This window comes from Bradyrhizobium sp. 215_C5_N1_1 (assembly GCF_052075935.1).
Classification (GTDB): domain Bacteria; phylum Pseudomonadota; class Alphaproteobacteria; order Rhizobiales; family Xanthobacteraceae; genus Bradyrhizobium; species Bradyrhizobium barranii.
The window spans coordinates 1,660,540-1,684,836 of the sequence record NZ_CP197228.1 but is presented as its reverse complement, the minus strand read 5'-3'; the positions used below and the strand labels follow the sequence as shown (position 1 = coordinate 1,684,836).

The 24,297-nt window shown below is 60.8% G+C and carries 23 protein-coding genes and 1 pseudogene; 14 read left to right on the top strand and 10 right to left on the bottom strand.

Going from position 1 to position 24,297, the window contains the following annotated elements; all coding sequences use genetic code 11:
- Positions 1-138 precede the first annotated feature (138 nt).
- The 6 genes from soxC (at position 139) to AB7G19_RS07855 (ending at position 6,051) form a co-directional block, all read left to right on the top strand.
- Complete coding sequence (gene soxC / locus AB7G19_RS07880; RefSeq protein ID WP_085399587.1) at positions 139-1,410, top strand: sulfite dehydrogenase; 1,272 nt, start codon at positions 139-141, stop codon at positions 1,408-1,410.
- Positions 1,397-1,945, top strand: coding sequence for a c-type cytochrome (locus AB7G19_RS07875; RefSeq protein WP_085399586.1), 549 nt, complete (start codon positions 1,397-1,399; stop codon positions 1,943-1,945). The genes soxC and AB7G19_RS07875 overlap by 14 nt, the downstream gene beginning before the upstream one ends.
- A 10-nt stretch (positions 1,946-1,955) precedes the next feature.
- Positions 1,956-2,423 carry a DUF302 domain-containing protein gene (locus AB7G19_RS07870; protein WP_085399585.1) on the top strand — a complete coding sequence of 156 codons (468 nt, stop codon included), beginning with the start codon at positions 1,956-1,958 and terminating at the stop codon, positions 2,421-2,423.
- A gap of 34 nt (positions 2,424-2,457) precedes the next feature.
- Positions 2,458-2,775, top strand: coding sequence for a hypothetical protein (locus AB7G19_RS07865; RefSeq protein WP_085399584.1), 318 nt, complete (start codon positions 2,458-2,460; stop codon positions 2,773-2,775).
- A 142-nt stretch (positions 2,776-2,917) separates the two neighbouring features.
- Positions 2,918-3,268 carry a hypothetical protein gene (locus AB7G19_RS07860; protein WP_144030656.1) on the top strand — a complete coding sequence of 117 codons (351 nt, stop codon included), beginning with the start codon at positions 2,918-2,920 and terminating at the stop codon, positions 3,266-3,268.
- A gap of 857 nt (positions 3,269-4,125) precedes the next feature.
- Positions 4,126-6,051 (top strand): sigma-54-dependent Fis family transcriptional regulator, encoded by a 1,926-nt coding sequence (locus AB7G19_RS07855; RefSeq protein WP_085399582.1) that lies wholly within the window; start codon positions 4,126-4,128, stop codon positions 6,049-6,051.
- A 94-nt stretch (positions 6,052-6,145) separates the two neighbouring features.
- Here AB7G19_RS07855 and AB7G19_RS07850 read toward each other — a convergent pair whose 3' ends face one another.
- From AB7G19_RS07850 to AB7G19_RS07805, 10 genes are all read right to left on the bottom strand, one after another.
- A complete protein-coding gene (locus tag AB7G19_RS07850) occupies positions 6,146-7,774 on the bottom strand; it encodes a molecular chaperone GroEL (RefSeq protein WP_354080098.1) in 1,629 nt (542 codons plus the stop codon).
- Between the two features lie 78 nt (positions 7,775-7,852).
- On the bottom strand, positions 7,853-8,641 hold the full coding sequence (locus AB7G19_RS07845; RefSeq protein ID WP_283808548.1) for a metal-sulfur cluster assembly factor: 789 nt from the start codon (positions 8,639-8,641) through the stop codon (positions 7,853-7,855).
- Positions 8,642-8,646: 5 nt separating this feature from the next.
- Positions 8,647-9,690 (bottom strand): amidohydrolase family protein, encoded by a 1,044-nt coding sequence (locus AB7G19_RS07840; RefSeq protein WP_085399580.1) that lies wholly within the window; start codon positions 9,688-9,690, stop codon positions 8,647-8,649.
- A 109-nt stretch (positions 9,691-9,799) separates the two neighbouring features.
- Complete coding sequence (locus tag AB7G19_RS07835; RefSeq protein ID WP_028150059.1) at positions 9,800-10,156, bottom strand: MmoB/DmpM family protein; 357 nt, start codon at positions 10,154-10,156, stop codon at positions 9,800-9,802.
- Positions 10,157-10,202: 46 nt separating this feature from the next.
- Positions 10,203-11,306 (bottom strand): aromatic/alkene monooxygenase hydroxylase subunit beta, encoded by a 1,104-nt coding sequence (locus tag AB7G19_RS07830; RefSeq protein ID WP_063981232.1) that lies wholly within the window; start codon positions 11,304-11,306, stop codon positions 10,203-10,205.
- A 49-nt stretch (positions 11,307-11,355) separates the two neighbouring features.
- Positions 11,356-12,396, bottom strand: a complete 1,041-nt coding sequence (locus AB7G19_RS07825) for a 2Fe-2S iron-sulfur cluster-binding protein (RefSeq protein WP_085399579.1) — start codon at positions 12,394-12,396, stop codon at positions 11,356-11,358.
- 102 nt (positions 12,397-12,498) lie between these two features.
- Positions 12,499-14,169: an aromatic/alkene/methane monooxygenase hydroxylase/oxygenase subunit alpha gene (locus tag AB7G19_RS07820; RefSeq protein WP_028156528.1), complete on the bottom strand. Its 1,671-nt coding sequence runs from the start codon at positions 14,167-14,169 to the stop codon at positions 12,499-12,501.
- Positions 14,170-14,319: 150 nt separating this feature from the next.
- Positions 14,320-14,517, bottom strand: coding sequence for a hypothetical protein (locus AB7G19_RS07815; RefSeq protein WP_049807666.1), 198 nt, complete (start codon positions 14,515-14,517; stop codon positions 14,320-14,322).
- 68 nt (positions 14,518-14,585) lie between these two features.
- Positions 14,586-14,957: a hypothetical protein gene (locus AB7G19_RS07810; protein WP_094183935.1), complete on the bottom strand. Its 372-nt coding sequence runs from the start codon at positions 14,955-14,957 to the stop codon at positions 14,586-14,588.
- Positions 14,958-15,014: 57 nt separating this feature from the next.
- Entirely contained in the window at positions 15,015-15,725 is a 711-nt protein-coding gene (locus tag AB7G19_RS07805; protein ID WP_441267746.1) for a zinc-binding dehydrogenase, read from the bottom strand.
- 56 nt (positions 15,726-15,781) lie between these two features.
- Between AB7G19_RS07805 and AB7G19_RS07800 the strand changes: the two genes are divergently transcribed.
- The 8 genes and pseudogenes from AB7G19_RS07800 to AB7G19_RS07765 all read left to right on the top strand — a co-directional run bounded on the left by AB7G19_RS07800 (position 15,782) and on the right by AB7G19_RS07765 (position 24,292).
- A complete protein-coding gene (locus tag AB7G19_RS07800; protein WP_441267745.1) occupies positions 15,782-15,916 on the top strand; it encodes an alcohol dehydrogenase catalytic domain-containing protein in 135 nt (44 codons plus the stop codon).
- Positions 15,917-16,269: 353 nt separating this feature from the next.
- Positions 16,270-18,147, top strand: coding sequence for a sigma-54-dependent Fis family transcriptional regulator (locus tag AB7G19_RS07795; RefSeq protein ID WP_085399604.1), 1,878 nt, complete (start codon positions 16,270-16,272; stop codon positions 18,145-18,147).
- Positions 18,148-18,245: 98 nt separating this feature from the next.
- On the top strand, positions 18,246-18,668 hold the full coding sequence (locus tag AB7G19_RS07790; protein ID WP_085399577.1) for an SseB family protein: 423 nt from the start codon (positions 18,246-18,248) through the stop codon (positions 18,666-18,668).
- 137 nt (positions 18,669-18,805) lie between these two features.
- A pseudogene (locus AB7G19_RS07785) lies at positions 18,806-19,406 on the top strand (transposase); the annotation flags it as partial.
- A gap of 286 nt (positions 19,407-19,692) precedes the next feature.
- On the top strand, positions 19,693-20,694 hold the full coding sequence (locus AB7G19_RS07780; RefSeq protein WP_028150067.1) for an autoinducer 2 ABC transporter substrate-binding protein: 1,002 nt from the start codon (positions 19,693-19,695) through the stop codon (positions 20,692-20,694).
- A 112-nt stretch (positions 20,695-20,806) separates the two neighbouring features.
- On the top strand, positions 20,807-22,291 hold the full coding sequence (locus AB7G19_RS07775; RefSeq protein ID WP_085399576.1) for a sugar ABC transporter ATP-binding protein: 1,485 nt from the start codon (positions 20,807-20,809) through the stop codon (positions 22,289-22,291).
- Positions 22,284-23,288, top strand: coding sequence for an ABC transporter permease (locus AB7G19_RS07770; protein WP_085399603.1), 1,005 nt, complete (start codon positions 22,284-22,286; stop codon positions 23,286-23,288). The genes AB7G19_RS07775 and AB7G19_RS07770 overlap by 8 nt, the downstream gene beginning before the upstream one ends.
- Positions 23,285-24,292, top strand: a complete 1,008-nt coding sequence (locus tag AB7G19_RS07765) for an ABC transporter permease (protein ID WP_028150070.1) — start codon at positions 23,285-23,287, stop codon at positions 24,290-24,292. Before AB7G19_RS07770 ends, AB7G19_RS07765 begins: the two co-directional genes overlap by 4 nt.
- Positions 24,293-24,297: the final 5 nt, after the last annotated feature.

Genomic DNA, 24,297 nt, shown 5'->3' with positions numbered 1-24,297 from the left:
GGGCCGTCCCGCGCATGAGTGGACCAGTACTCATGGCTTTTAACATATCCTAACGAGCAATCCTCACGGCGTTCGGTAATGTCACGGCATGAAGGCGGCAGGGATTTCCAAAAAACAGGGTTATCAAGGGGAGATCATATGACGTCCAAGACGCCAGTCGAGTTGTTGCCACGGCCTGCGAATGTGTCGCGCCGCGGCTTCGTGGGAGGCCTGTCGGCGGGCATCCTTGGCGCGGTGGCGTCCGAGGCGGCGGGCGCCGAGACGCTCGCCGACGTCCCCGATCGCGGGCCCGGCGCCGATCTCAGCGCGCACAGCGAACGCTCCCGGTTTGCAAAACTCGATCGCATCCCCGAGGCGACACCGGGCAAGCGCAACGTCGATCCCGGCGATGCCATCAATTCCAAGACGCCGCATCAGAAGCTCGTCGGTAACATCACGCCGACCGATCTACATTACGAGCGCAGCCATTCCGGCGTGCCCGATATCGATCCCGCGCAGCACCGGCTGCTCATCCACGGCATGGTCGGCAAGCCGCTGGTGCTCAACGTCGAGGACTTGAAGCGGATGCCGTCGGTGACGCGCGTCGTGTTCATCGAATGCACCGGCAACGGATGGGAGAACTGGAAAAAGGCCGATCCTGACGTGACGGTGCAGAACACGCATGGCCTCGTCAGCACCAATGAATGGACCGGCGTTCCGCTCAAATTCCTGATCGACCTCGTCGCCAAGGACAAGGGCTCGAACTGGATGCTGGCGGAGGGCGGCGACGGCGCGGGCGTCGATCGCAGCATTCCCCTCACCGACGAGATCGTGAACGAGGCTTTCGTCGCCTACGGCCAGAACGGCGAGCCGCTGCGGCCCGCGCACGGCTTTCCGATGCGGCTGGTGATGCCGGGCTTCGAAGGCAACCTCAACATCAAATGGCTGCGCCGCCTCAAGTTCGGCAGCGAGCCATGGATGACGCGCTGGGAGACGGCCCGCTACACGCAGCTGCTGGCCAACGGCAAGGCGCGGCAGTTTCAGCTGCGGATGGAAACCAACTCCGTCATCACCCAGCCCTCCGGCATGATGCAGATCCAGCCCGGCTATAACCGCATCTCGGGTCTTGCCTGGAGCGGGCATGGCAAGATCGCCAAGGTCGAGATCTCCACCGACGGCGCCAGGACCTGGAAGCCCGCGCAGCTGAGCCAGCCGGTGCTGTCCAAGGCGCAGGTGCGCTTCCAGATGGATTGGGTCTGGGACGGCAAGCCGACAAAAATCGTGAGCCGCTCGACCGACGACCACGGCAACGTTCAGCCGGACCGGCAGTCCTTCATCGCCGCGATGGGGACCAACGCGCTGTTTCACTACAACGCCCAGCAGACCTGGAGCATCGACGAAGCCGGGAGGGTCCGCAATGTCCTCGCATGACAAGCTGTTTCTCGCCGGCATCCTCACCGCCGGCCTGCTCGCCGCGCCCGCGCTGGCGTTCGATTTCGGCCGTCCGGCAACGCCGCAGGAAATCAAGCTGTGGGACATCGACATCGGTCCCGACGGCAAGGGTCTGCCCGACGGCAGCGGCACGGCGGTGCAGGGCAAGCAGATTTTTGCCGACAATTGCGCGGCCTGTCATGGCGACAACGGCCAGGGCGGCATCAAGGATCGTCTCGCCGGCGGACAGGGCACGCTCGCCTCCAATATGCCGGTCAAGACCGTCGGCAGCTTCTGGCCCTATGCGACGACCCTGTTCGACTACATTCATCGCGCGATGCCATATCCGACGCCGGGCTCGCTCAGCACCGACGAGACCTATGCCGTCACCGCCTACATCTTGAGCCTCAACGGCATCGTTCCCGCCGACGGCAAGGTCGACAAGGAGTCCTTGCCGAAGATCAGGATGCCCAATCGCGACGGCTTCATTCCGGAGCCGGAATTCGACCCGGCGCGATTATTCCGCAAGAAGTGAGCCTGACATCATGAGGCTCTTCACACTGGTCCGGATCTTCGCACTGGTCGCGACATGTTTCTGGGAGACACAGGCAATGGCTACAGACGGACTTATCACCATCAAGAGCAATTTTGGCCCGCAGGACACGATGACGCGGCTCGAGACCGAGGTGAAGGCCAAAGGCCTCACCGTGTTTGCCCATGTCGATCACGCCGCGGGCGCTGCCGCCGTCGGCATGACTCTGCGGCCGACTGATCTGCTCATCTTCGGCAACGCCAAGGGCGGGACGCCGTTGATGCAGCAGGCGCAGACCGCCGGCATCGACCTGCCGCTGAAGGCGCTGGTCTGGCAGGACGAGCAAGGCGCGACCTGGCTGTCGTACAACGATCCGGCCTATCTCGCCGGCCGTCACGGCGTCGGCGAGCCGGCCAAGACCGCCATCGGCGCGATGACCGCCGCACTGCATGCGATCGCGACCAAGGCCACTGCACCGTAAGCGCGACGCGACGGCCGCGCGAGGAGAGAGGTTCATGAACGTGACCAGCGGGCAACCGGCGCCGCCCGAGGCGCAAGACAGCAAGCTCGCCCGATGGCTGGTCATCGCGGCGTTGTGCGCGATGCTCGTCGCCGCGAGCGTTCTCGGCTATCTCGGCTGGACCAGCACGGATACCAGCGTGCCGGCGTCCGGCTATGTCGCGCTGGTGCTCGGCGTCGTGTTCTCGCTGGTCGTCGGCGTCGGCCTGATGGCACTGGTGTTTTACAGCAGCCGCAAGGGATATGACGAGCCGGTGGTGCTGATCCGAGAGCCGGAGAGCGATCCGGACGATGGACAGAGCGGCCCGCGCTGACGGCGCAACATCGACCTGTCAGACAGCAGTCTTGCAGGATGGGTAGAGCGCAGCGAAACCCAACTGAGTTTGCCCGACGATGAAGCATGATAGGTTTCGCAAGTGCTCTACCCTACGTACAATGTACTTCTGGAGTTCTGCCGTGAAGTCGCCGTTCGTTCTATCGATCGCCCTCGCCATCTCAATCCCCGTCCAGGCAGAGACAATCATCCCCACTCCGCTACAAGAGACGCAACGGGCCGCGGCTAGTGCCGGCAAGACCTGCGAGGGCTACGAACACATTCGCTCGCTCTGCCTGCCAAAGGGCTATGAAATGCCGACGTTCGAGCAACGTCATCCCGAGATGGCCAGAACCGCGGCGAAACTCAAAGCCGACTATCCGCAATTCTGGCAACTCGGTGCGCGACAGGGCATCGCACAGGTCAACAAGGTCGCAGCCGAACGGCAAGGGCTTGAGTTGATCTGCAAGCGCTACGCTACCAAAAGCCAGTAGCGGTTACCGGCAACCTTCGTCGCGCCGTTCAAGCGATGCTACCGCGGCCAGAGGTCCGCGTCGGACGTAAAGCCTTTGCAGGTACCAACATTGCACGATGTTCGCTTGAAGAAATGATTGGCAGCGGGAGAGCGCTATCGCCTTCCCCCACACGACGCAAATCTGCGATATTTCCTCCGGTCGTCCGCCTAGACTCAGAAGCGTGTCGAGCGGTAGGTTCAAATCGGGGACGTGCAACCACCGATACCGACATTCGGTCCAGGTTGCGATTTGACTGACGCCACCACTTTTGACTGACGTAACCCCTGGATTCTGAACGCAAGTCACTTTCGACGGCATTCTGTCCGCTGCCGTTGTCTCCCGGTTGCCCCTCTGGATCGCCTCCACGCTTGATCGGATGCGGCCCCCGATGTCCATAGCTGCGGCCCGTGTGGATGGCCGAAGATACTAGCCCGCACCGCCCAATTCCCTGATGCTGCGCCGCACTACTGCGCGCCTAGCCTAGATTTTCGAACAGATCGAGCCGCGGCCCAGCGGAACTTCGATCGCTACCTTTGCTAGAACCATTCAAAATGTATAGGCTGATCCGGTCAACGGGCTTGAGAGAAAGGCCCGGGACGTTCGGGACGTGAGACGCTGAAGGGGTTGCTTGATCGGAAGGCGCGGTCGTCTTCACGGCGGGTGCGACGGATATGGAATCCGATTCAGACGGCCGTCACGGCGGCCTGGAAGGGTCTTACCGTCGGACTTTTGCGTGAGCGAACCGGCAGTTGCGGCAGGCACTCCCCCGCATTCAGGTGAATGATCGCAGGGCCCGTCATGAGCGGTCCAGCACCTTTCACGTCGGAGGAGCCGGGATGGACCAACGAGAAGTGCTGGCGGCGTGGGAGAAGTTCGTCGAGCGCGGAGCGTTGTCATCCGACTTGAGATCATCGGTCGCAGCGTCGTGGCAGCGATCCAGGAACCATCACGTCACCGTCGACCGTGCGCGAGCGCCGCTCGTCGCGGACGCCGAGTTGTTTCGTCATCGCTCCAAATACGCGTCGCTCCGTCATGCCGCCCGCTGCGCTCTCGAGAACTCAAAAACATTTCTGCGCGATGCAAACTCAATCATGATCCTCACCGATCCGAGTGGGCTGATCATCGATACGCAGGGCGACGACAGGGTCATCGACGCCGGCCGCGCAGTCCATCTCGAACACGGAGGACGCTGGAGCGAGGCCGACATCGGCACCAACGCGATCGGCGCCGCGATAGCGGAATCGAAACCTGTCCAAATTCACGGTACAGAGCATTTCTGCTCGGAGGTGCAGCGGTGGACTTGCGCTGCCGTCCCGGTTCATGACCCGACCGATGGCGAACTGCTTGGCGTGGTCGACATCTCGGGTCCTGCAAGCACCTTCAATCCGCAGAGCCTGGCTTTGGCCGTCGCGGTCGGCCATCACGTGGAAAGCGTTCTGGCCCAATCGGTCCGACAGGAACACGAGGAGTTGCTGTGCCGCTTTCTCGGCAGGAGATCGCAATGGGCGAACGATGAATGCATCGTGCTCGATCGTCGTGGCATGATCCTCCACGCCACCGAGCGTGCTCTGAACGCACTCCAGCATGATCGCCACGGCATTCACAACGACGCGCCAACCCGCTTTTTGAAGACGGTTCCCTTCGATGAGTGGCCGAGCAGGCTGAAGGAGCTGCTTCCCAACGCGAGCTTCAACTTCGTCGAGAACGAACGCTCCGGCATCGGCGCCATCGTGGTGCTGCACGCGCGACGACGCCAGTTGATCACGCATCGCGATGTCCAGAAATCGAGATCCGAATCTGACGGTCGCGAGACCGCGAGCTCATCATCTGCCCGAAAGGATTCAAAGCCGGAACCACGGTCTCTTCAGAGCATGGCCGCCGGCTTCGTTGCGGACGACCCCGCGGTCCGAGCCATCGTCCGTCAAGTCGAGACCGCGGCAGCACGCAAGATGCCCATCCTCATCCGAGGCGAGACCGGAACCGGCAAGGAACAGCTTGCCCGCCACGCCCATATGGCGAGTGGGCGGACCGGCGCGTTCGTTCCAGTGAATTGCGCCGCCCTGCCGGAAAGCCTGATCGAGAGCGAGCTGTTTGGCTATGCCGCCGGAGCATTCACCGGGGCGCGGCGCGGCGGCGCGATTGGACTGGTCAAGGAGGCCGACGGCGGCACGCTGTTCCTTGACGAGATCGGCGACATGCCCGTCGCGCTGCAGGCGGTGCTTCTGCGCCTGCTCGACGACTGGACCGTGCGCCCCGTCGGCGGCGTCAGATCGAAGGTCGATGTCTTTCTCATCTCCGCCACCAACGCCAGGTTGGACAAGGCCATCGCCGAAGCCCGGTTCCGATCCGACCTGCTCTATCGTCTCAATACGCTCGAGGTCAACCTGCCACCGCTCCGGGATCGCAACGACTTTGATGCCATCGTTCGCCATCTGCTCAATGCGATCGACCCGAATTGCGAGATCACGCGGACGGACATTGCGCATCTCGCCGCACGTCCCTGGCCTGGCAACGTCCGCGAGCTCCGCAACGTTCTGGCGCGATTCACCCTTGCCGCTGCGGACGGCTCTATCAACGAAGCCAGCGCGGAGAGCATCGTTCAACACTCCGGAGCGGAGTCCGGATCGCTCCACGACATCCACCGCGCGCGAATCCTTGTTGTGTATGCCGAGACCGCCGGAAACGTCAGCGAAACCGCGCGACGCCTCGGCGTCTCAAGAAACACCATCTATCGCGCACTGGGGCAGAAGAAGCCCGAGTGATGCCATAGTGCCTCGAAGCGCCGATGCTGCGAGTATCGCAGCATGCCCTACTATGGACAGAGCGCCGGTCGCTTCGAACCGATGATTGTTCCGTTCAAAGCAGCTCAGCGCCACCACCTCGGGCCGGGCCGGCGGTCGGATCGTAGTCATCCGGCTTCTTGGCGATCAAGGTCTGAGTCGTCAGGATCAGTCCGGCCACCGATGCCGCATTGCGAACCGCGCTGTAGCAAACCTTGACCGGGTCGATAATGCCAGCTTCGACAAGATCGACCGCCGAACCATTGCGCACGTCGAGCCCGTGGCCATTCGTGGCCTTGGCAATTCTCGCAACTTCCGCCTCTCCGTTCAGACCGGCATTGGCGGCAATGTAGAAAAGCGGCCGACTGAGCGCGCGTTGCAGCAGCTCGGCGCCCTGCCTGGCGCCTCCGTCCAGACGACTGATCAATTCGTCGAGCCTTGCAGCGATCCTGAGCAAGGCCACTCCCCCGCCCGGCACAATGCCTTCTTCGATCGCGGCGCGGGTCGCGTTGATCGCATCCTCGATCAACTGGGTCCGGCGTTTTTGCTCGACCGGCGTCGCGCCGCCGGCAAGAATCATCGCTGTGCCGCCGGACAGTTTTGCGATGCGCTCCTGGAACTTGTCCCGCTCAATATTTTCGGGAGCGGCATCGTATTGGCGCAACACCTGCTCGCGTCGCGCCGCGATGGCCTTCTGATCGCCACTTCCCGCCGTGATCAGGGTCTTCGAGGCGGAAATGCGCACTTGGCGCGCGGACCCAAGGTCGTGCAGCTCCACCTTCTCGAGCCTTCCGCCTAGATCCGCCGAGATAACGCGCCCTCCGGTCGTGATCGCGATATCCTCGAGCATCGCCTTGCGCCAATGGCCGAACTCCGGCGGATGAATCGCGGCGACCTTGAAATTGGATTTCTCCCGACGCGCCAGCAATTGCATGATGACCGATGGCGCCACTTCCTCGGCGATGATCAGCAAAGGTCGCCCGCTCTTCTCGATGAGCGAGATCACACCAGCCAGTTGCTCCCCGGTCTGGATCTTGAGATCGGTCATGACGATGAACGGACTGTCGAGAACCACCTGCATTTTCTCGACATCGGTGACCATATGATGTGAAAGATAGCCGCGATCGAAGGCCATGCCTTCAACGATTTCCAGCGTCGTCTCGACCGTGTTGCCAAATTCCACCGCGACGATTCCGTGATTGCCGGCGCGCTCGAAGGCTTCGCCGACCATGTCGCCAAGCGCTGTGTCGTTGGCGGCAATGCTCGCAACAGCCCGCAGGCCAGCAGGCCCCTGCAGCGGTCTCGCCGACCGTCGTAACGCCGTAATGGTCTCACTAACCGCCAGCTCCAGCCCTTGAACCAGCTCGACCGGATTGGCGCCGGCCGCTAAACATTTCAGGCCTTCCTGCACAAGAACATCCGCCAGCACGGTCGCCGTGGTGGTGCCGTCCCCCGCCACCTCATTGGTTCGCGCTGAAACCTCACGCAACACCTGCGCGCCCATATTCTCAAACGGGCATTCAAGTTCGATTTCGCTGGCAATGCTGACGCCATCGCGCGACACGATCGGTGTGCCGATCGGTCGGTCCATGATCGCGTTCATACCCCTCGGACCCAGCGTTCCGCGTACCGCCTTGGCGAGCTTGGCGACGCCCCGGCCCAGCGCGGCCCGCGCAGCTTCATCGTGCAACATGATCTTCGGCATTCTATATCCCCGACTTTGCCTTGAGGTCGTCTGGTCTGGACTTGTTGTCGATGCTGCGCACCCGCATCACGGCACCTGTTACGTGTCCGGCGACGCCGGCATCGTCCTCGATTTCGGTACGAACGGTGTATCGAGGTCGAACCGCGCGGCAAGCAGGCCGCGGCACAGTGCGCCGTTGAATTCAGCATTGATGCCCACGCGCCGTAGATTCGACAGGTATGCGGCAAGGCCGTCGGCTTTCAGCCGCGCTCCGTTCGCATCGACAAAGGCGGGTTCACCACCGCTTGCCGGACCTACGACGGCACGTCGCTCGAGATAGCGCTGAATCAGCGCCTCACCTGCATCGTCGAGCGGCAGGCAACCGAGCTCCGTCAACGTCAGGCTCACGATCTCTGCCGGCGATTGCCCCAGCGCGATGAGGTGACTGAGTAGCGCAACCTGCCGGCGCTGGAACGCCTTGACGAGGAATGTCTGACGCAGATCATCGAGGCTGCCATCGGCCTCGGCGCCGAACGTTTCCTGGAACGAGCGCCCCAGCGCGAGGCCCGCATTGATCTTGTCGGCATACATGTGCTCACCCAAGACCACGCTGACGCCCTTGACCCAGTCCAACGCGCTGATGGACCGGCGCATGTCGTCCGCCATCAGGAACGAAAAATTGGCAGCGCACCAATAGGTCGGCAAGCGGAACTCGATGTGGACCCGATCCTTCGCGTCGACATCGGCCCTGGTCACGAAATTCAGGTCGATGACGGACTCGTCGAGTTCCGGGTCCATCACGTCTCGCAGGCAGGCCCATATCTGCGCCTGCCTGTCATCTGACGAGCGGCTTCTCGGCCGCTCCCTCCCCTCAACGCCACGCTTCATGGCCATCACCTCGGCGCGTGAACGGCTTCGGGCAAGTGGGCATAACCGCCGCCCGCCTGGATCTTCTTCTTTTGCGCTTCGACATCGATGCCATAGATGCGCGCGGCATTGAGACCGAGGATCTTGGTCTTCGTTTCCATCGACAGCACCGAACCGGTCTCCTTGGTGACGTCGGCCGGGATTTCAAATGCCATGAACTTGTCGATCAGCCATTTCGGCGTCCAGATGCCATAATCGCTACCGTAAAGGATCTTGTCCGGTCCGACCCAGAATAGCAGTTCGGAAATGACGTGGGCGAAGTACCCCGGCCGCGAATGGATGAAGGGCAACGCCACCGCGAGGCCGGCATAGACGTTGGTTTCCTGGGTCGCGATCCAGCAGAAATCGTCAAGGCGCGGCAAGCCACAATGCTCGACGATGAAGTTTAAATCCTGGAACGAGGTGGCGACGTCATCGATATCGGCGACATCGAACGCATCCCGGTTCAGCGGGATGATCGTTGGCCCCTTGTGGACGTGGATGTTCTTGATCCCGAGCTTCTGCGCCGCCTCGAGATACTGGTAGGACGCCTTGTCGGTGAGCTTGTAGCCCTTCGACTCGCCACGCCATTCGGCGGTGTAAAGCTTGACGCCCTTCAGCTTGTGCTTCTCGGAGAGCGCATGAAGGTCTTCGATGCCCTTGGTACCGTCACGCGGATCAAAGGCGCCGTTCAGGATGAAGCGGTCCGGATGGCTCTTCTTCATCGTCGAGTTTCGTTCGGTGGTATTGAAGCCGTTCTTGTAAAAATCGGTGAGATAGGTCGGCTGAAGGATCGCCATGTCGTCGTAACCGGTGACGAACAGGTCGTCGAACATCGTCTTGGCGTCGTACTTCTCGAACTTCTCCTTCTCCCATTTCTCCGACGGCGGGCTCAGATTCGAGTGATAGGCGTAGAAGCACTCGATGAACTGCTTGCCGTGGATGTTCTTCTGGTTGGCCGGGCTACCATCCCAGAAATGGGTATGCCCATCGATGACAAAAATCTCTTCACCCTTGGCCGTCCTGTACATGGCGTTACTCCCGCTCCGCTGGATATTGCGTATTGTTGTGAGGCGCGATTGATGTCGTCGATTGAGCCCGGCCGGCGCTGTGCCGGCCAGGCTGGTTCGCTGGCGATCATTAAACGATGTATTTCATCATCTCGTTCATGTCGCCGAACAGCATGACGGTGTTGTCGTCCGTCATGACCATGCGGCCGTAATGCGTCGAGGTTGAAATCTCGAAGAGATGCGGGGTCATGACGCGGCCCAACTCTTCGGAAATCTCATCCATCTTGAATTCCATCTTGCCGTCGCCATCGATACGGATCATCGCCGGCATGTAGGTCACCTTGATGTGTTCATGACGGCTCATGACTTCGGCGATAGCGCGCGCCTCGACGCTATCGTTCATTGTCACTCCGCATTGATGCGACACCGTGTCCTCGAACGTGATGTCTTTCATCGATTTGAAGATGTTGTCATTCTCGTGCAGCATGTCGGTCTCCAGAAGGATTGAGTGTAAGGGCGTGAAGCGATGCCGATTACGACGCCAGTCCGGCCGGAACCGTCAGGCCAAGCTCGGCGGCGATACCCCTGATACGATTCTTCGCGTGCGCCATGGCATCGGCGAAAGCCGCGACCTTGACCCGAGGCTGCGACCAGATGGGCTGCAAATGATTGGCGGCATCGAGCGCGAGATCGGCATGATTGGCCAACCATTTGTTGAACAACGCAAGGTTCTGCGCCCCGAAGGTCGGATCAGTGCCGAGGATGTGGAACAGCTCGACGGTGTTGGCGAGATTGCGCTCATAGTCGGCCTCCGCAGCGGAGACGACAGCCGGAGTGATGAAGTCGTTCTGCGCAGACGCCGCCTGCATCAGGAAGCCTGAGCGGAAGAGTTCGCCGACCAGCGGCTCGAACACCGCATTGGTCGCAAAATATTGCTCGAGATAGTCGTTTGAACCCATCACTGATTCAACCGACTTGCGCACGCCTTGCCAGATCGGATCTTCCAGCCAGTGCTTCTTGCCGGCGGCAATGTCGAAGCCTGGAAGGTCGAGGCCGATTTCGCTCAGATAAAGGGTGATGTCCTGCGCGAAGCGAAGCTTGTAGGACGAGTTGGTCAAGATCGCATTGTTGACCATCTGCGTGTAGCCGTAACGTTGCGCCTGCATCGTCGAGGTGCCGAGACCGAACTCGGCATGCTTGTAGGCTCCGAGATGGTTCTGCAATATCTTCACCCAAGCGGGATCGAAGCGGGTCGGCGCGCCCGATTTCCGGCCATTCTCGATCGTGTTCTGCACCATGCCGCAGATCGTCGACTGGCGCTGGTAATGGGTACGCTCCCACTCCTGGTCGACAGCGCGGAATTTGTGCCAGTTCGAGCTCTTTGCCGCCGTCCAGTCCTTGGAATAGGTCGGCGTTCCGTCAGGGAACGAGATGATCCAATCCTGCAGCAGATAGCGCTCCGGATCGGGTTGAACATCGACCGTCATGTCTTCGTAATGGGTCGCCTTGCGCCCCTTCGGTTCGAAGTAGTTGTACTTGCGGCTGTCGGAGCCCGGGAAAACCGCTGCCCCCGCGGCTCCGGATTTGACGATCGCCGCAGGCTTGGTCGCTGCTGCTCTGCTCGTTTGCGCGCTCATTGCTTACTCCCTTTCTGCCATTCTGTTCTGCGACGAACCTCGAACGCCGTCATCGCACCGCCGGCGTAAACTTGTCGAAATAGATGTGGTCCGGCTCGACGCCGTTCATTTGCAGCACGGGCAATACGGCGTCGATCATCGGCGTCGGCCCGCACGCGTAGGCGTCGATGGCGCCGCTCAGCTTCTCCTCGCGCAGATGGCGCAGCACGACCTCGTGGATCAGTCCGGTCTCGCCGTCCCAGCCGTCACCCGTCTCCGCATGCGACAGTGCCGGCACGAATTTGAAATCGTTCAGCCGCGCCGCGATGGCCGCGAGTTCATCGAGGTAGAACAAGTCGGCGCGGGTACGCGCTCCGTAGAAAAACCGGACCGGTCTCTGCTCGCCACTCCCGATGTGATCGGCCAGGATCGACCACAACGGCGACATGCCCGAGCCGCCGCCGATCAGCAGCATCGGCCCCGGACGTTCTTCGCGCCGGAAGCAGGTGCCATACGGCCCCTTGGCGATCACGGCGTCGCCGACGGCCAACTTCCCATCAAGCTGGGACGAAAACGCCCCGTTCGGATATTTCTTGATGATGAAGCGGAGATTGATGCCTTCTCCGGGCGGGTTCGCCATCGAAAAGGCGCGGGTGATGGTGCCATCCTGAAGCGTCAGATCGACGTACTGGCCGGCCCAGAACTTCATCGGCCTCTCAATCTCGATCTCCAGCAATCTGATGTCTGACGTCAGCGCGCTAATCCCTGCCACGCGGCCGGAAAATGCCTTCACCGCGATCGAACGGCTAAGCAGGTCTTCGTCATAGTTGAGTAATTCAACACCGATGTCGCTGTAGACATGCGTCCGGCACAGCAGGACGTGGCCGGTCTCGCTCTCGTAATCCGGCAGAGCGAAGGTCGAGTATTTCAGAAGCTCGATGTCCCCCTCGACCAGCCTTGATTTGCAGCTGCCGCACTGACCTTCCTTGCAGCCATGCATCAGCGAGATGCCCTGACGAAACGCGGCATCGAGGACGGTCTCGCCCTCTTCGACTTCCATCTCGATACCCACTGGCTCGAAACGAACCTTGTGAACCCGCACGTCCGTCATTATCCCGGCCCTGTCGTCGTGGCAGTTGTACAGAACGATCGGCAAACCGTTTGCCGGTCCCGGCAAGAGGGGCCGCCGAAAGCGGCCCCCCTCATCATCTCTTTAGTGGCAGGGATTGATCTTGAAGCCCTTACGGTATTCGGCCGTCGCCACCTCGCGCTCGATCGGCGAAAGCGCTCTGAAGCCACGCAACGGACTGCCAAGCGTGTGTCCGCGCACGTGATCGAGCGTCCACATGTCCTTGGAGTCGAAGCGCAGATGCGGTTGCGCGATCATCGTCTTGCCGTCGGGCCGGACAAAACCGAGATCCTTGATCGCGTCGGCGACGTCCCAGCCGTGATAGCAGTCCTCCCATTCACGGCGACCGCTGAAGCGGCCCATTGCCGGCGTCGCGCGGCCCTCGTATTCCGCGGCGAACGCCACCTTGTGGGTCCAACGGCAACCTTCGGAGCAGTAAGTGTAGATCTTGCCGTCGACCTCGTCGCAGACGAAGTCCTCGCGGATCAGGCAAGGGACCATGCAGCTCCAGCAGCGATGCGGGTATGAATAGCCCACCTCGCTGTTGAAGAGGATGTTGGTCTCGCCGGGCACGCTGAGCTTGGCGTGCCATTTCCAGAAATCGCCGAATTCGGCGTACCAACCCGGATATTTGTGCTCGAACCACTCGAAATCACGCTCGGTCTGGGCCTCGATACGCCAGAAGTTCACCGACCATCCAACCGTGAAGAACTGCGCGGTCTTGTGGACATAGTTCTTCTTGACGATCCGATCCCAGGCGGCGGCGACGTCATCGTGATGGATCTTGATGCCGTACTTCTCGAGCGGCAGCATGTAAGTCCGGTAATAGTCTTCGTAGATCCAGCGATGCCAGAGCTCGGCGTAGGACTCCTTGTTCTTGTCGCGGTTGGTCGTGCCGTACTCGATGAACGTCCCGATCGCGGCATCGACAATCGCGTGATTCTGCCAGAAGGCGTATTTCAGATCGCGCTCCAGCAACTGGTGGTTCGACGGATCGTTGATCATCGCCATCAGCATCGAGTGACCGTTGCCGATATGACGGGATTCGTCCGACTGGACCGACAGGAACACGGTTGGCAATGCATAGTCGCCGTTGCGCGCCGCTTCCGACGGCATCGCCACGAACAGGGTATTGGTGAAGGCGGTTTCGGCGACGACCGTCAGATAGACGTTGGCCGCGGTGATTGCGTCACCGGTCAGGAAGCCCTCGGCGAACTGGCGGCCGATCGTGGTCGCATAGCATTTGCCGAACGCGGCTTCCGTGATGTCGAACCCGGCTGGATCGATGTAATTCTCCATGTACCACTTCTTGAGGTTCATCTGGATCGTCGAGTGCCGGAACTCGTCGACCATCTGCATGGTGAAGCCGGTGCGCAATTCCTCGCCGGGCGCCAACCGCCCGACCATCGCCATCGAACGCGCCGCCGAGATCTCCGGGAACGGGATGATCGCCAGGAACAGCTTCATCCACTCGACCCATCGCGGCTCGACATTGCGGAACATGTCGCCGCGCAACGCCGCATCCAGCGCGCCATAGACGCGGTTGTCTTTCTCTTCCTGCATCGGGAAATATGACCGCAGGACCTGCTTCATCGGGTCGCGCGGTGTCTTCGAGATCTTGTAGTCGGTTGGGAAAGTCATCGCCTCCTGCACGTAGCTTGGCGTCCAACCAAGGTCCGCGACGCGATTGGCCGCTTCAGCGATGCTGATCCCCTTCTGCGCGGTGATCTTGTTCAGTGTCAGACTTGCAGACATTTCCAGCTCCTTTGAACGTTGCGTTATCTTCGGCATTCTCGCTTCGGTTCCGGGTCAAACCCCTGGATCGCTTTGTTGAAATTCTCAGCTGCAAAACACACTTTGAGTCCGTTAAATGGATTGATTGATCTGCTGACTCATCGTTTCGCGTCAGCCCGGTTTCTCGGCGCTGACGGTCTCGTCACCTCCGTTGGCTCGTTTGATGAGAGGTTTGCCTTCGGCGACGAATTTCGCCGAGAGGACCAGCGCTCCAGTAGCGAAATCCCTGCCGTGCGCGGCGATCATGGCCTCCGCGATCTCGGCCAGCTGAATGAAGAAGGCGTCTTTCGACCCGGCTTCCTCGCTCATGTCCGGTTGCGGAGACGGCATTTGTGCCTGTTGCTTTGATGCAATCATGGTTGCGTTGTTCCTGCTCATCATGCGTGCCCCGAACGTTGGTGGTCGCCGGACGAAGGACCGTTGTCGATCTCCAGCAGGGACGTGTCGAGCCATTCACGCTCGGCCACCAGGCGTCGATGCTCCTCCCGGAGCATCTCCAGGCGCGCGATCGCTCGCTCCAGTTCGGCACGCGCGTCGCTTCCGGCGTCGGCGCGCGCCGCGCCACGCACGGCGCACGCGAGTTCGATTTCGGCTCCGCCGCGCGCGTACTCATTCTTGATTTGCATCTCGTTGTTATCGACCATCTCGTCGATCAGCCTGTCCCGGGCAATCATCCGATCACGGGCGCGCTGCAATTCAGCGGCTTCCTCGCTGGTGATCGGTGGCCGGCATCGGCTGTCCTTTGTCACTCGCGCCACTCTCGTTCGATGATCTGGACCGAGGCTTTGCATGTCGCGGCACATGCCCTACGGGATCAGGACCGCGCGGCCATGAATGCGTCCATGATGCAGATCGTGAAGCGCGTCATTGGCCTGGCTCAGCCTGTATTCCTTGGTGTGGAGTTCGACGAGGCCGCGATCCGCGAGCGCCATCAGCTCCACCAGCTCGGCGTATGTGCCGACCAGGTTGCCGACGATGGTCTTTTCCGATGTGATCATGTCGATGGTCGGGATATCGATCTTCCCACCATACCCGACGATGTAGTAGTAGCCGGCGTTCGCCGTCATCGACAGGCCCTTGGCGATAGCGTCACCCTCGCCAACAAAATCGATCACGGCCTCCGCGCCGCGCCCGTCGGTCAGCGCCAGCACCGCCTCGACTTCGTTGCCGTCTGCCTTCACGACATGATGTGCACCGCACTTCTTGGCGAGTTCGAGAGACTGTTCGGCGCGATCGACCACGATGATTTCTGCCGCGCAGAGCGCGGCGAGAACCTGGATGCCGATATGGCCCAGCCCACCGGCGCCGATCACCGCGACATGTTCGCCGGGCAACAGATGACGGGATGCCTTCTTCGCGGCGCGATAAGCCGTCAGCCCGGCATCGGTGTAGGGAGCAACATCCTTCGGTGCGAGCGACTTCGGCAGCTTGATCAGGGAGCGCTGCCCCGTCAGCAGATACTGCGCATAGCCGCCATTGGCATTGATGCCGGGAAACGAGCTGTCCAGCGCATGCATGTCGTCGCCGCGCCGGCATCTGGCGCAGCAAGGTCGACGTCAAGCTTCCATACATCATGGGCCACGAGAACGCCGGCTGGGTCGAAGCGATCGGCCCGGGTGTCGAAGGGATCAAGGTTGGCGACAGCGTAATTTGTCATCCCCTGGTGACCAGCGGGCATTGTCTCGCGTGCTTCTCGTCGAACTCATGAAGCACCGCCGCTTTCATTAAACGCCTCCCCGGCAAAATTATTATTCTGTCGATCTGACGCGATCGCCATCTTGCTGAACAGTTGAGCAAGGGCTGTGCCAAGCGCACAACGGCCTGATCTTTCTATTGTTCTTGCGATCTCGGGAGTGCTCGCGCCGATCCGCCTCGGAGCAGACTTTGCGCGCGACTGTTCCGAGACGGAACAGTTCGACGGCAGCAACAGCGGGTGAGCAGAAATTTGGATTTTTGATTGTTTGATCTATGATCGTGAGAACCGCGCCACACGCGAGAACGACCCGAACCGGGCTACGACCAAGAGGAAATCGCCAAGCAGCGACTCCCGGAGGAGCTATGATGCTGACCGCCAGCCGACGCATGGACAATGCTTGGATGACGCTCGATCAGCGCGGCGCGCCGCCGGCAGAGCTGCTATCGGCCGATATCTACGACAGCTGGATGCGCTGCATTTCGCTTGGTCTCGATACATTGCGCCCTCCTTCGCCTGAGTTCGTGAGCACCGCCGTTTTGCGCCAGGAGCAGCAGCGCTGCTCACTGATTCGCGGCCTGGCGCTCGCGGAGATGCACACGCTGCATCAGCAGATTGCCGGCTCCAATTTCATGATCGCCTTTGCAAATGCCAACGGCCTGCTGCTCGACATCATCTCGGACTCGAGCTTCAGTGATGCCTCGAACGCAGCTAGCATTCGGCCCGGCACTATCTGGACTGAAGCCATTTGCGGCACCAACGGCCTCGGCACCGCCGCGTATCTCAAGCGGGCCATCGTCGTTCACGGGGGCGAGCACTTTTTCTCGCGCTACCACAATCTTACTTGCATCGCGGCGCCAATCTTCGCGCCCGATGGCGAACTGGCCGGAATACTGGATGCGTCATCGGATTGCATGTCGAGGCAGGCGCATACCCAGGCGCTCGTCGCGATGGCGGCAACCCAGATCGAGAATGGTCTGTTCCGCGAACATCACCGCGGAAACATCCTGATCGCTTTCCATAGCCGCGGCGAATATCTGCATACGTTGAGCGCGGGCCTGCTGGCCGTCGACAACGAGGGCAGGATCCTTGCAGCCAACAGGGCCGCAAGCGTCCTGCTGCATGGCCTGCCAGCCTTGCCGGGTCGTCGCTTCGCCGACGTCTTTCGTACGAAATTCAACGCCTTTGTCGATGAAGGCCGGCGCAAGGAACGCCAGCGCCTCGAGGACGAGGTCGGTAGCCAGTTCGTCGCAACAATCGAGAACGCGCGCCAGTTCTCGATGATGCAAGCCATCTCGCGGCCTCGGCCGTCGACGCCCAAGGACGTCCCCACCCAGTTCGTCTCCGCCGATCCGGCGATCGCTTCCGTTGTCCAACGGGTGGGAGTCGCGGCGGTCCGCAAGATGCCGATCCTGATCCGTGGCGAAACCGGCACCGGCAAGGAGCAACTCGCCCGCCATGCTCATACCGCCAGTGGACGGGCCGGCGCTTTCGTCCCGGTGAATTGCGCAGCGCTCCCTGACAGCCTGATCGAGGCGGAGCTGTTCGGCTATGCCGAAGGCGCTTTCACGGGAGCAAAAAAGGGCGGGGCTGCGGGACTGTTCAAGGAAGCGGACGGCGGAACGCTCTTCCTCGACGAGATCGGCGACATGCCGGTGACGTTGCAGGCCGTGCTGCTGCGCTTTCTGGACGATTGGACTGTCCGGCCGGTCGGTGGCACCAAACGTCAGGTCGACGTTCTCCTGGTGTCTGCCACCAATGCCAATCTCGACGACTCGATTGCGAAGGGCCGGTTCCGATCCGATTTGCTGTTTCGCCTCAACACGCTGGAGGTGACGTTACCGCCTTTGCGCGAGCGTTCCGATTTCGCCGAGATCGCGCGCCATTTGATCCACAAGATCGACCCCTTGATGGATTTGACCGCAGGGGCGATCGATCGTTTGGCCGAACTCGATTGGGATGGAAACATCCGCGAACTGCGCAACGTGCTTTCCCGATTGTCGCTGGCCGAGCCGGGAGATCTGATCGACGAGACATCGGTCGAGTCCGTACTTGCACATTCAGGCGGCGAGCGCCTGACCGGCAAGGCGGTGGGTGGTGGGCTCAAGGCCAATCTGCATGAGATTCAGCGCTCGCATGTGCTGACCGCGTATGCGGAAACGGGCAACAACATCAGCAAGACCGCGCGCCGCCTGGGCGTGTCGCGCAATACGATCTATCGTGCCCTGCGCGGCAACAAGGATTAGCACAATCGTGGCGAAGGCTCTGCGGCGGCAGCGCGATCCGGCTGTAACTGGAGGCGCTGAAGCCCAGCCCCTCGTCGGGTTCAATTGGGAGTGTCGCCATGTTTGAACCGGAAAACGGTCTCGAAGCCCTGATGCAGGCTGCCGCAAGGGACGCCAGCATCGTTCCAGCATTCTATCGCGCGTTGCTCGAGACGGAGATCTACATTCTGACGCCGGAAGCGCCGATGAAACCTGGACGCCGTCGCTCGCTCAAATTTCAGGAGGAGATCAACGTTGCAACGGTCGACTTCCAGAACATGAAATGGCACCCCACCTTCACCTCAAAGAAGCGCATCTACGACTATATAAAGCAGCCTGAGGTGTGCCTTGGCGCCGCCGCGCGCAATCTGTTCGAAATGTTGCCTGACTCTAATTTCTGGCTCAATCCGTTGTCCGAATGTCAGAAGCCGCTGCCCGCCGCCGAGATCGCCCTCCTCATGAGTGGCGAGATCTTTCACATGCCGATTAAGTCCGCGCGATAGGCGCAGACTTCCTGCCAGATGCTGTCGGCCAAGCCGAATTATTTCGAAAAACGGCGCAGCGACATCAGTTCACTAGACCATCTGCCTGATTTCCTGAAGTGTGCCCGCAAGGCTCGTGGCGAGCCGGACGGATGGGAATTCGCCAGGCCGAGGTCGGAGCGGCGAGGACAATGATCGAATGAACAGAGGAGCGCTTTGGTATCAAGCCGGAGCGGCTTGCCGGGGATACCGCTTACGGGGCTGCTCCGATGCTGAACTGGCTGGTCGAGGCGAAGGGCATCGCACCACATATCCCCGTGTTCGACAAGTCGAAGCGAGATGACGGTACCTTCTCGCGCAGCGACTTTCGATATGATCCGACCAGCGACGTTTACCACTGCCCCGGCCGGAAAGCGGCTCGGGACGAGCGGCACCGTGCACGGGGGCAAAACGCTTTTGTATCGTGCGAGCAAGCTCGACTGCGACGCATGCCCGCTTAAACCGCAGTGCTGTCCAAAAGAACCATCGCGCAAGATCCCGCGCAACATACATGAGCACGCCCGGGACGTCGCCCGGTCGTTCGCTGGCACCGAGGGATTCGAGACGTCGCGACGTCAGCGCAAGAAGATCGAGATGCGGTTTGCGCACCTGAAGCGCATCCTGAGGCTTGGTCGGCTTCGGCTTCGTGGCCCACGGGGCGCCCAGGACGAGTTTGTTCTTGCTGCAATCGCTCAAAATCTGAGGCGCCTCGCGCGTTAGGGTCGGCGGATCAAAGCCGGTCGGCCTTACCGAATGGCCGAAAGACATCCGTCGGTTACAGCCGACTTTTGCGACAAAATCGGCCATGCCCGGACATCGCCACAGGCGGGGCTGGCTGACATGTCGCTTGCTTGACACCTCTCGTAGCGTTGGTCTCTAATCCCCAGGCAAGTCCTGAGGCTGGAGGCGAAATTTTCGCCGCCAATCAAGAATAAGGCCAACTGCTCCGCCAGGCGAGTGCCGGGTAAAGGAGCAGAGGCTAAAAATAGCTTCCTGGGAGGGAACAATGGACAGACGCCAGACAATCAAAATGCTTGGTGGTGCGGCGGCGATCGCCGGTACCGGTTTTCCGGGGTTTGCTTTTGCGCAGGCTCAAAAGGAAATGGTCACGGTCGTGAAGATCGCCGGCATTCCGTGGTTCAACGCTCTTGAAAAGGGAATCCAGAAGGGCGCCAAGGACTTCAGCATCAATGCCACCATGGTTGGACCGGCGAACGTCGATCCGGCACAACAGGTAAAGCTGCTCGATGACCTGATCGCCAAAAAGGTCAACGTGATCGGCTTGGTGCCGCTGGACGTCAAAGTGTGCGAGCCGGTGCTCAAGCGCGCCCAGGCGGCCGGCATCAAAGTCATCACCCATGAGGGCCCCGAACAAGAAGGCCGTGACTGGAATGTCGAATTGATCGATTCCGTTCGCTTCGGTGAAGTGCAGATGGAGCGTCTCGCCAAGGACATGGGCGGCGAAGGCGATTACGTGGTTTATGTCGGGACGTTGACGACGCCGCTTCACAACAAATGGGCCGACGCCGCGATTGCCTATCAGCAGAAGAATTTCCCGAAAATGAAGCTCGTCGCCGACCGTTTCCCCGGCGCCGACGAGATCGATACCAGCCAGCGCACGACGCTTGACGTGATCAAGGCCTATCCGAACCTGCGCGGCATTCTCGGCTTCGGCTCGAATGGGCCGATCGGGGCCGGCAATGCGGTGCGTCAGCAACGCCTTGGCAAGAAGATCGCCGTGGTCGGCACGGTGCTGCCGAGCCAGGCGAAATCGCTCATCGCGGATGATACCATCCGCGAAGGTTTCCTGTGGAATCCCACCGATGCAGGTTACGCCATGGTTGCAGTTGCCAAGCTCGTGCTTGATGGCAAGCCAATCACGGATGGCGTCGATGTTCCCGGCCTCGGCAAGGCTGCGGTCGATGTGGCCGGCAAGCAGATCAAGGTCGACAAGATCATGCGGATCAACAAAGAAACCATCGACGGACTGATCGCCGGAGGACTCTAGAACTACACCAGTCCCAGCCGCCTCGTCGCGCTGCATTCCCGGCTTTCCGGCCGGGAATGCGATCCGCGTCGAGGCGATCGCTTGACAAGCGGTCCCATTACAGGACGAAGCCTTGACGACTTTCCTGGAGATGTCCGGCATATCAAAGCGTTTCGGCGGCGTGCATGCGCTTCGCGACGTCGATCTGACGCTGGAGGTCGGAGAGGTGCATTGCCTTGTCGGCGAAAACGGATCCGGCAAGTCGACGCTGATCAAGATCATTTCCGGCGTCGAGGCGCCGGAACCAGGAGGCCGGATCGTCATTTCCGGCAAGGAGTACCCAAAACTAAGCCCGGTCTACTCCACCCATTGCGGCATTCAGGTCATCTATCAGGATCTATCGCTATTCTCCAACCTCACCGTCGTCGAGAACATCGCCATGGCGCACCATCTTGGCGGCGTCCACACGGTGAACTGGTCCTCTATGCGGGCCATCGCCATGGCCACAATGGCGAAGGTCGGCATTGAGGTCGATCCAGAAACAAAAGTCTCCGAACTCAGCATTGCCGGACGCCAGCTGGTCGCGATCTGCCGGGCCTTGGCGGCGGATGCCAAACTTCTTATCATGGATGAGCCGACGGCGTCGCTGACCCGCCACGAGGTCAACACCTTGATCAAGCTCGTCAGCGACCTGAAAAGAAGCGGTATCTGCGTCGTATTCGTGAGCCATCGCCTCGACGAGGTGCTTGAGATTGCCGAACGCGTGACGGTGTTGCGGGACGGCGCCAAGGTAGGCACCTTTGCCGCAGCGACCATCGACGGCAGCAAACTCAGTCACCTGATGACCGGGAAGGCTTTCGAGTATCAGAAACAGGTGCCCGACCTTGCCGTGGGTGCCGTTGTTCTCGAAGTCCAGGGCCTTACCCGCGATGGTGACTACGACGATGTGAGCTTGCAATTACGCGCCGGAGAAGTCGTGGGCCTTACCGGATTGCTTGGATCGGGCCGAACCGAGCTCGCACTGTCGCTGTTCGGCATGAACCCACCCGATCGAGGCACCATGGCGCTTGACGGCCACCGCATCGCGCTGAACACGAATGCAGACGCGATCCGTCGAGGCATCGCCTACGTATCTGAGGACAGGCTTACACTTGGCCTCATCCTTGACCAGTCGATCACCTCGAACGTCACGCTGACTGTGTTGGAACGTCTCGCTGGCGCGTTCGGCCTGATTGGCGCACGCGCGCGGCAAAGCCATGTTGCGCGATGGGTCGCCGAACTCGGAATCAAGGTCTCTGATCCCAACAACCCGGTCAAGACGCTCTCCGGCGGCAATCAGCAGCGGATCGTGCTCGCCAAATGGATGGCGACCAACCCGCGGGTGCTTATCCTCGATAGCCCAACGGTCGGTGTCGACATCCGCGCCAAGGATGGGATTTATGAGATCATCCGGCGGCTGGCCCGCGAGGGCGTCGCAGTGCTGATGATATCAGACGAAATCCCCGAGGTGCTTTATCACAGCCATCGCGTGCTGGTGATGCGCGAAGGGCGTTTGACTACTGACGTGATGGCCGCAGACACCTCCGAAGATGCGCTTCGGCAGGCAGTCAATGCCTGAATCGCGGTTTGCTTCATTTGGCAGGTTTCGGCGCAGCCATGAGTTCTGGCTGTTGATCGTGATCCTCGTGCTCTGCGCCAGCCTGGGCGCGGCGAACGGCCAGTTCCTGACCATGCAGAATCTGTTCGACCTGCTGACCTCCTACGCATTCGTAGGCATCCTCGCCCTCGGGCTGCTCGTGGTGCTGATCGCCGGCGGAATCGACATCTCCTTCACGGCGACGGCATCGGTGGCGCAATATGTCACGCTTACGGTGGCGAACGCATACGGCGCGAACTGGATCTGCGTTTTTGCGATCGCGATCGGCATTGGCGGTGCGCTCGGCGCCCTCAACGCGATCTTCATCCAGAAGCTTCGGATACCATCAATCATCGTGTCCGTCGCAACGTTGAACATTTTCTATGGGCTGCTGATTTTCTTCACGGGCGGTAAATATATCTATTCGTTACCCGACTGGTTCGCGACCGGGATATTCTGGTTCGAGTTCGATTGGGGCAAGGATACGTCCTACGGCGTCAACCTGCAGATCCTCGCGCTCGGGTTCTCATTTCTCTTCACCTGGCTCCTGCTCAATCGTAGCAATATCGGTCGTCAAATCTACGCCATGGGGGGCAATACCGATGCCGCGCAGCGACTCGGCTTCCATGTCTTCGGCCTCAACATGCTGGTCTATTGCTACATGGGGGTCATGGCCGGTATCGCCTCACTGGTCCAGGCGCAGCTTGCACAGTCCGTCGCTCCGACGGTGCTGGTGGGCAAGGAGCTCGATGTGGTTGCAGCCGTCGTGCTCGGCGGCGCCAGCCTGATGGGCGGCGTCGGCACCGTTCTCGGCACGTTTCTGGGGTTGGCACTGCTCGCCATCCTGCAGAATGGAATCATTTTGCTGGGCGTTTCGTCCTACTGGTCGCCATTTTTTGTCGGGTTGGTCATTCTGATCTCGGTCTCGGCAACAGCCTGGTCGCAGCGAGAACGGCGGCCCCGGAGCGCGCGGCCATGAGAAATGAGTCCACCCTCGCCCTTCGCGGACGCCTGATCCGTTTTGCCGGCAGCGGGACGATCGCAACCCTGATGCTGTTGTTGGTCGCGCTCTGGTTGGTGTTCGCCATTACCATCGGCGACCGGTTTTTCTCCGTCAACACGCTGCAATCGATGGCCTTCCAGATGCCGGAGCTCGGCATCCTTTCGCTTGCGATGATGCTGGCCTTGTTATCTGGCGGCCTCAACCTTTCCATCATCGCCACCGCTAATCTCTCCGGACTGACCATTGCCTTCCTGCTGACGCACTACATTCCGGGCACTCAGGGCATTGCCTGGGCCGGCGTACAGGTGCTGGCGATTGCGGCAGGGTTTGCCGTCGCGGCGCTGGTCGGCCTTGTCAACGGATTTGTCATCGCCTATCTCGGCGTTTCGCCGATCCTCGCAACCCTCGGCACCATGACACTCTGCAAGGGACTTGCGATCGGCCTGACGCGCGGCAATGTCATCTCCGGATTTCCGGAGCCCATTGTTTTCATCGGCAATGGAACGGTTCTCGGGGTGCCTTTTGCCCTGATCGTGCTGGCGCTCTGTGCGTTGCCGGTCGCGCTCATGCTAAACGCAACGCCCTTCGGGGCAAGGGTTTACATGATCGGCTCGAACGAGAAGGCAACCCGCTACTCCGGCGTCGATACCCGCGCCGTCCTGCTCAAGCTATATGTCCTCTCGAGCCTGCTCGCCGGTGTCGCAGCGGTCGTCATGCTGGCACGTTTCAATTCAGCCAACGCGGCATATGGCGAGAGCTATCTGCTCGTCACCATTCTTGCAGCAGTGCTCGGTGGCGTCGATCCATTTGGCGGCTTTGGCAAAGTCGGCGGATTGCTGCTTGCGCTGATAATCCTTCAGGTGATCTCCTCGGCGTTCAACCTCCTCAATCTCAGCCAGTTCCTCACTCTGGCGATCTGGGGTGGCATCCTGATTGCCGTTGCTGCGGTTCCTCATCTGGGCGGCAAAGCGCCCCGGTAGACAAC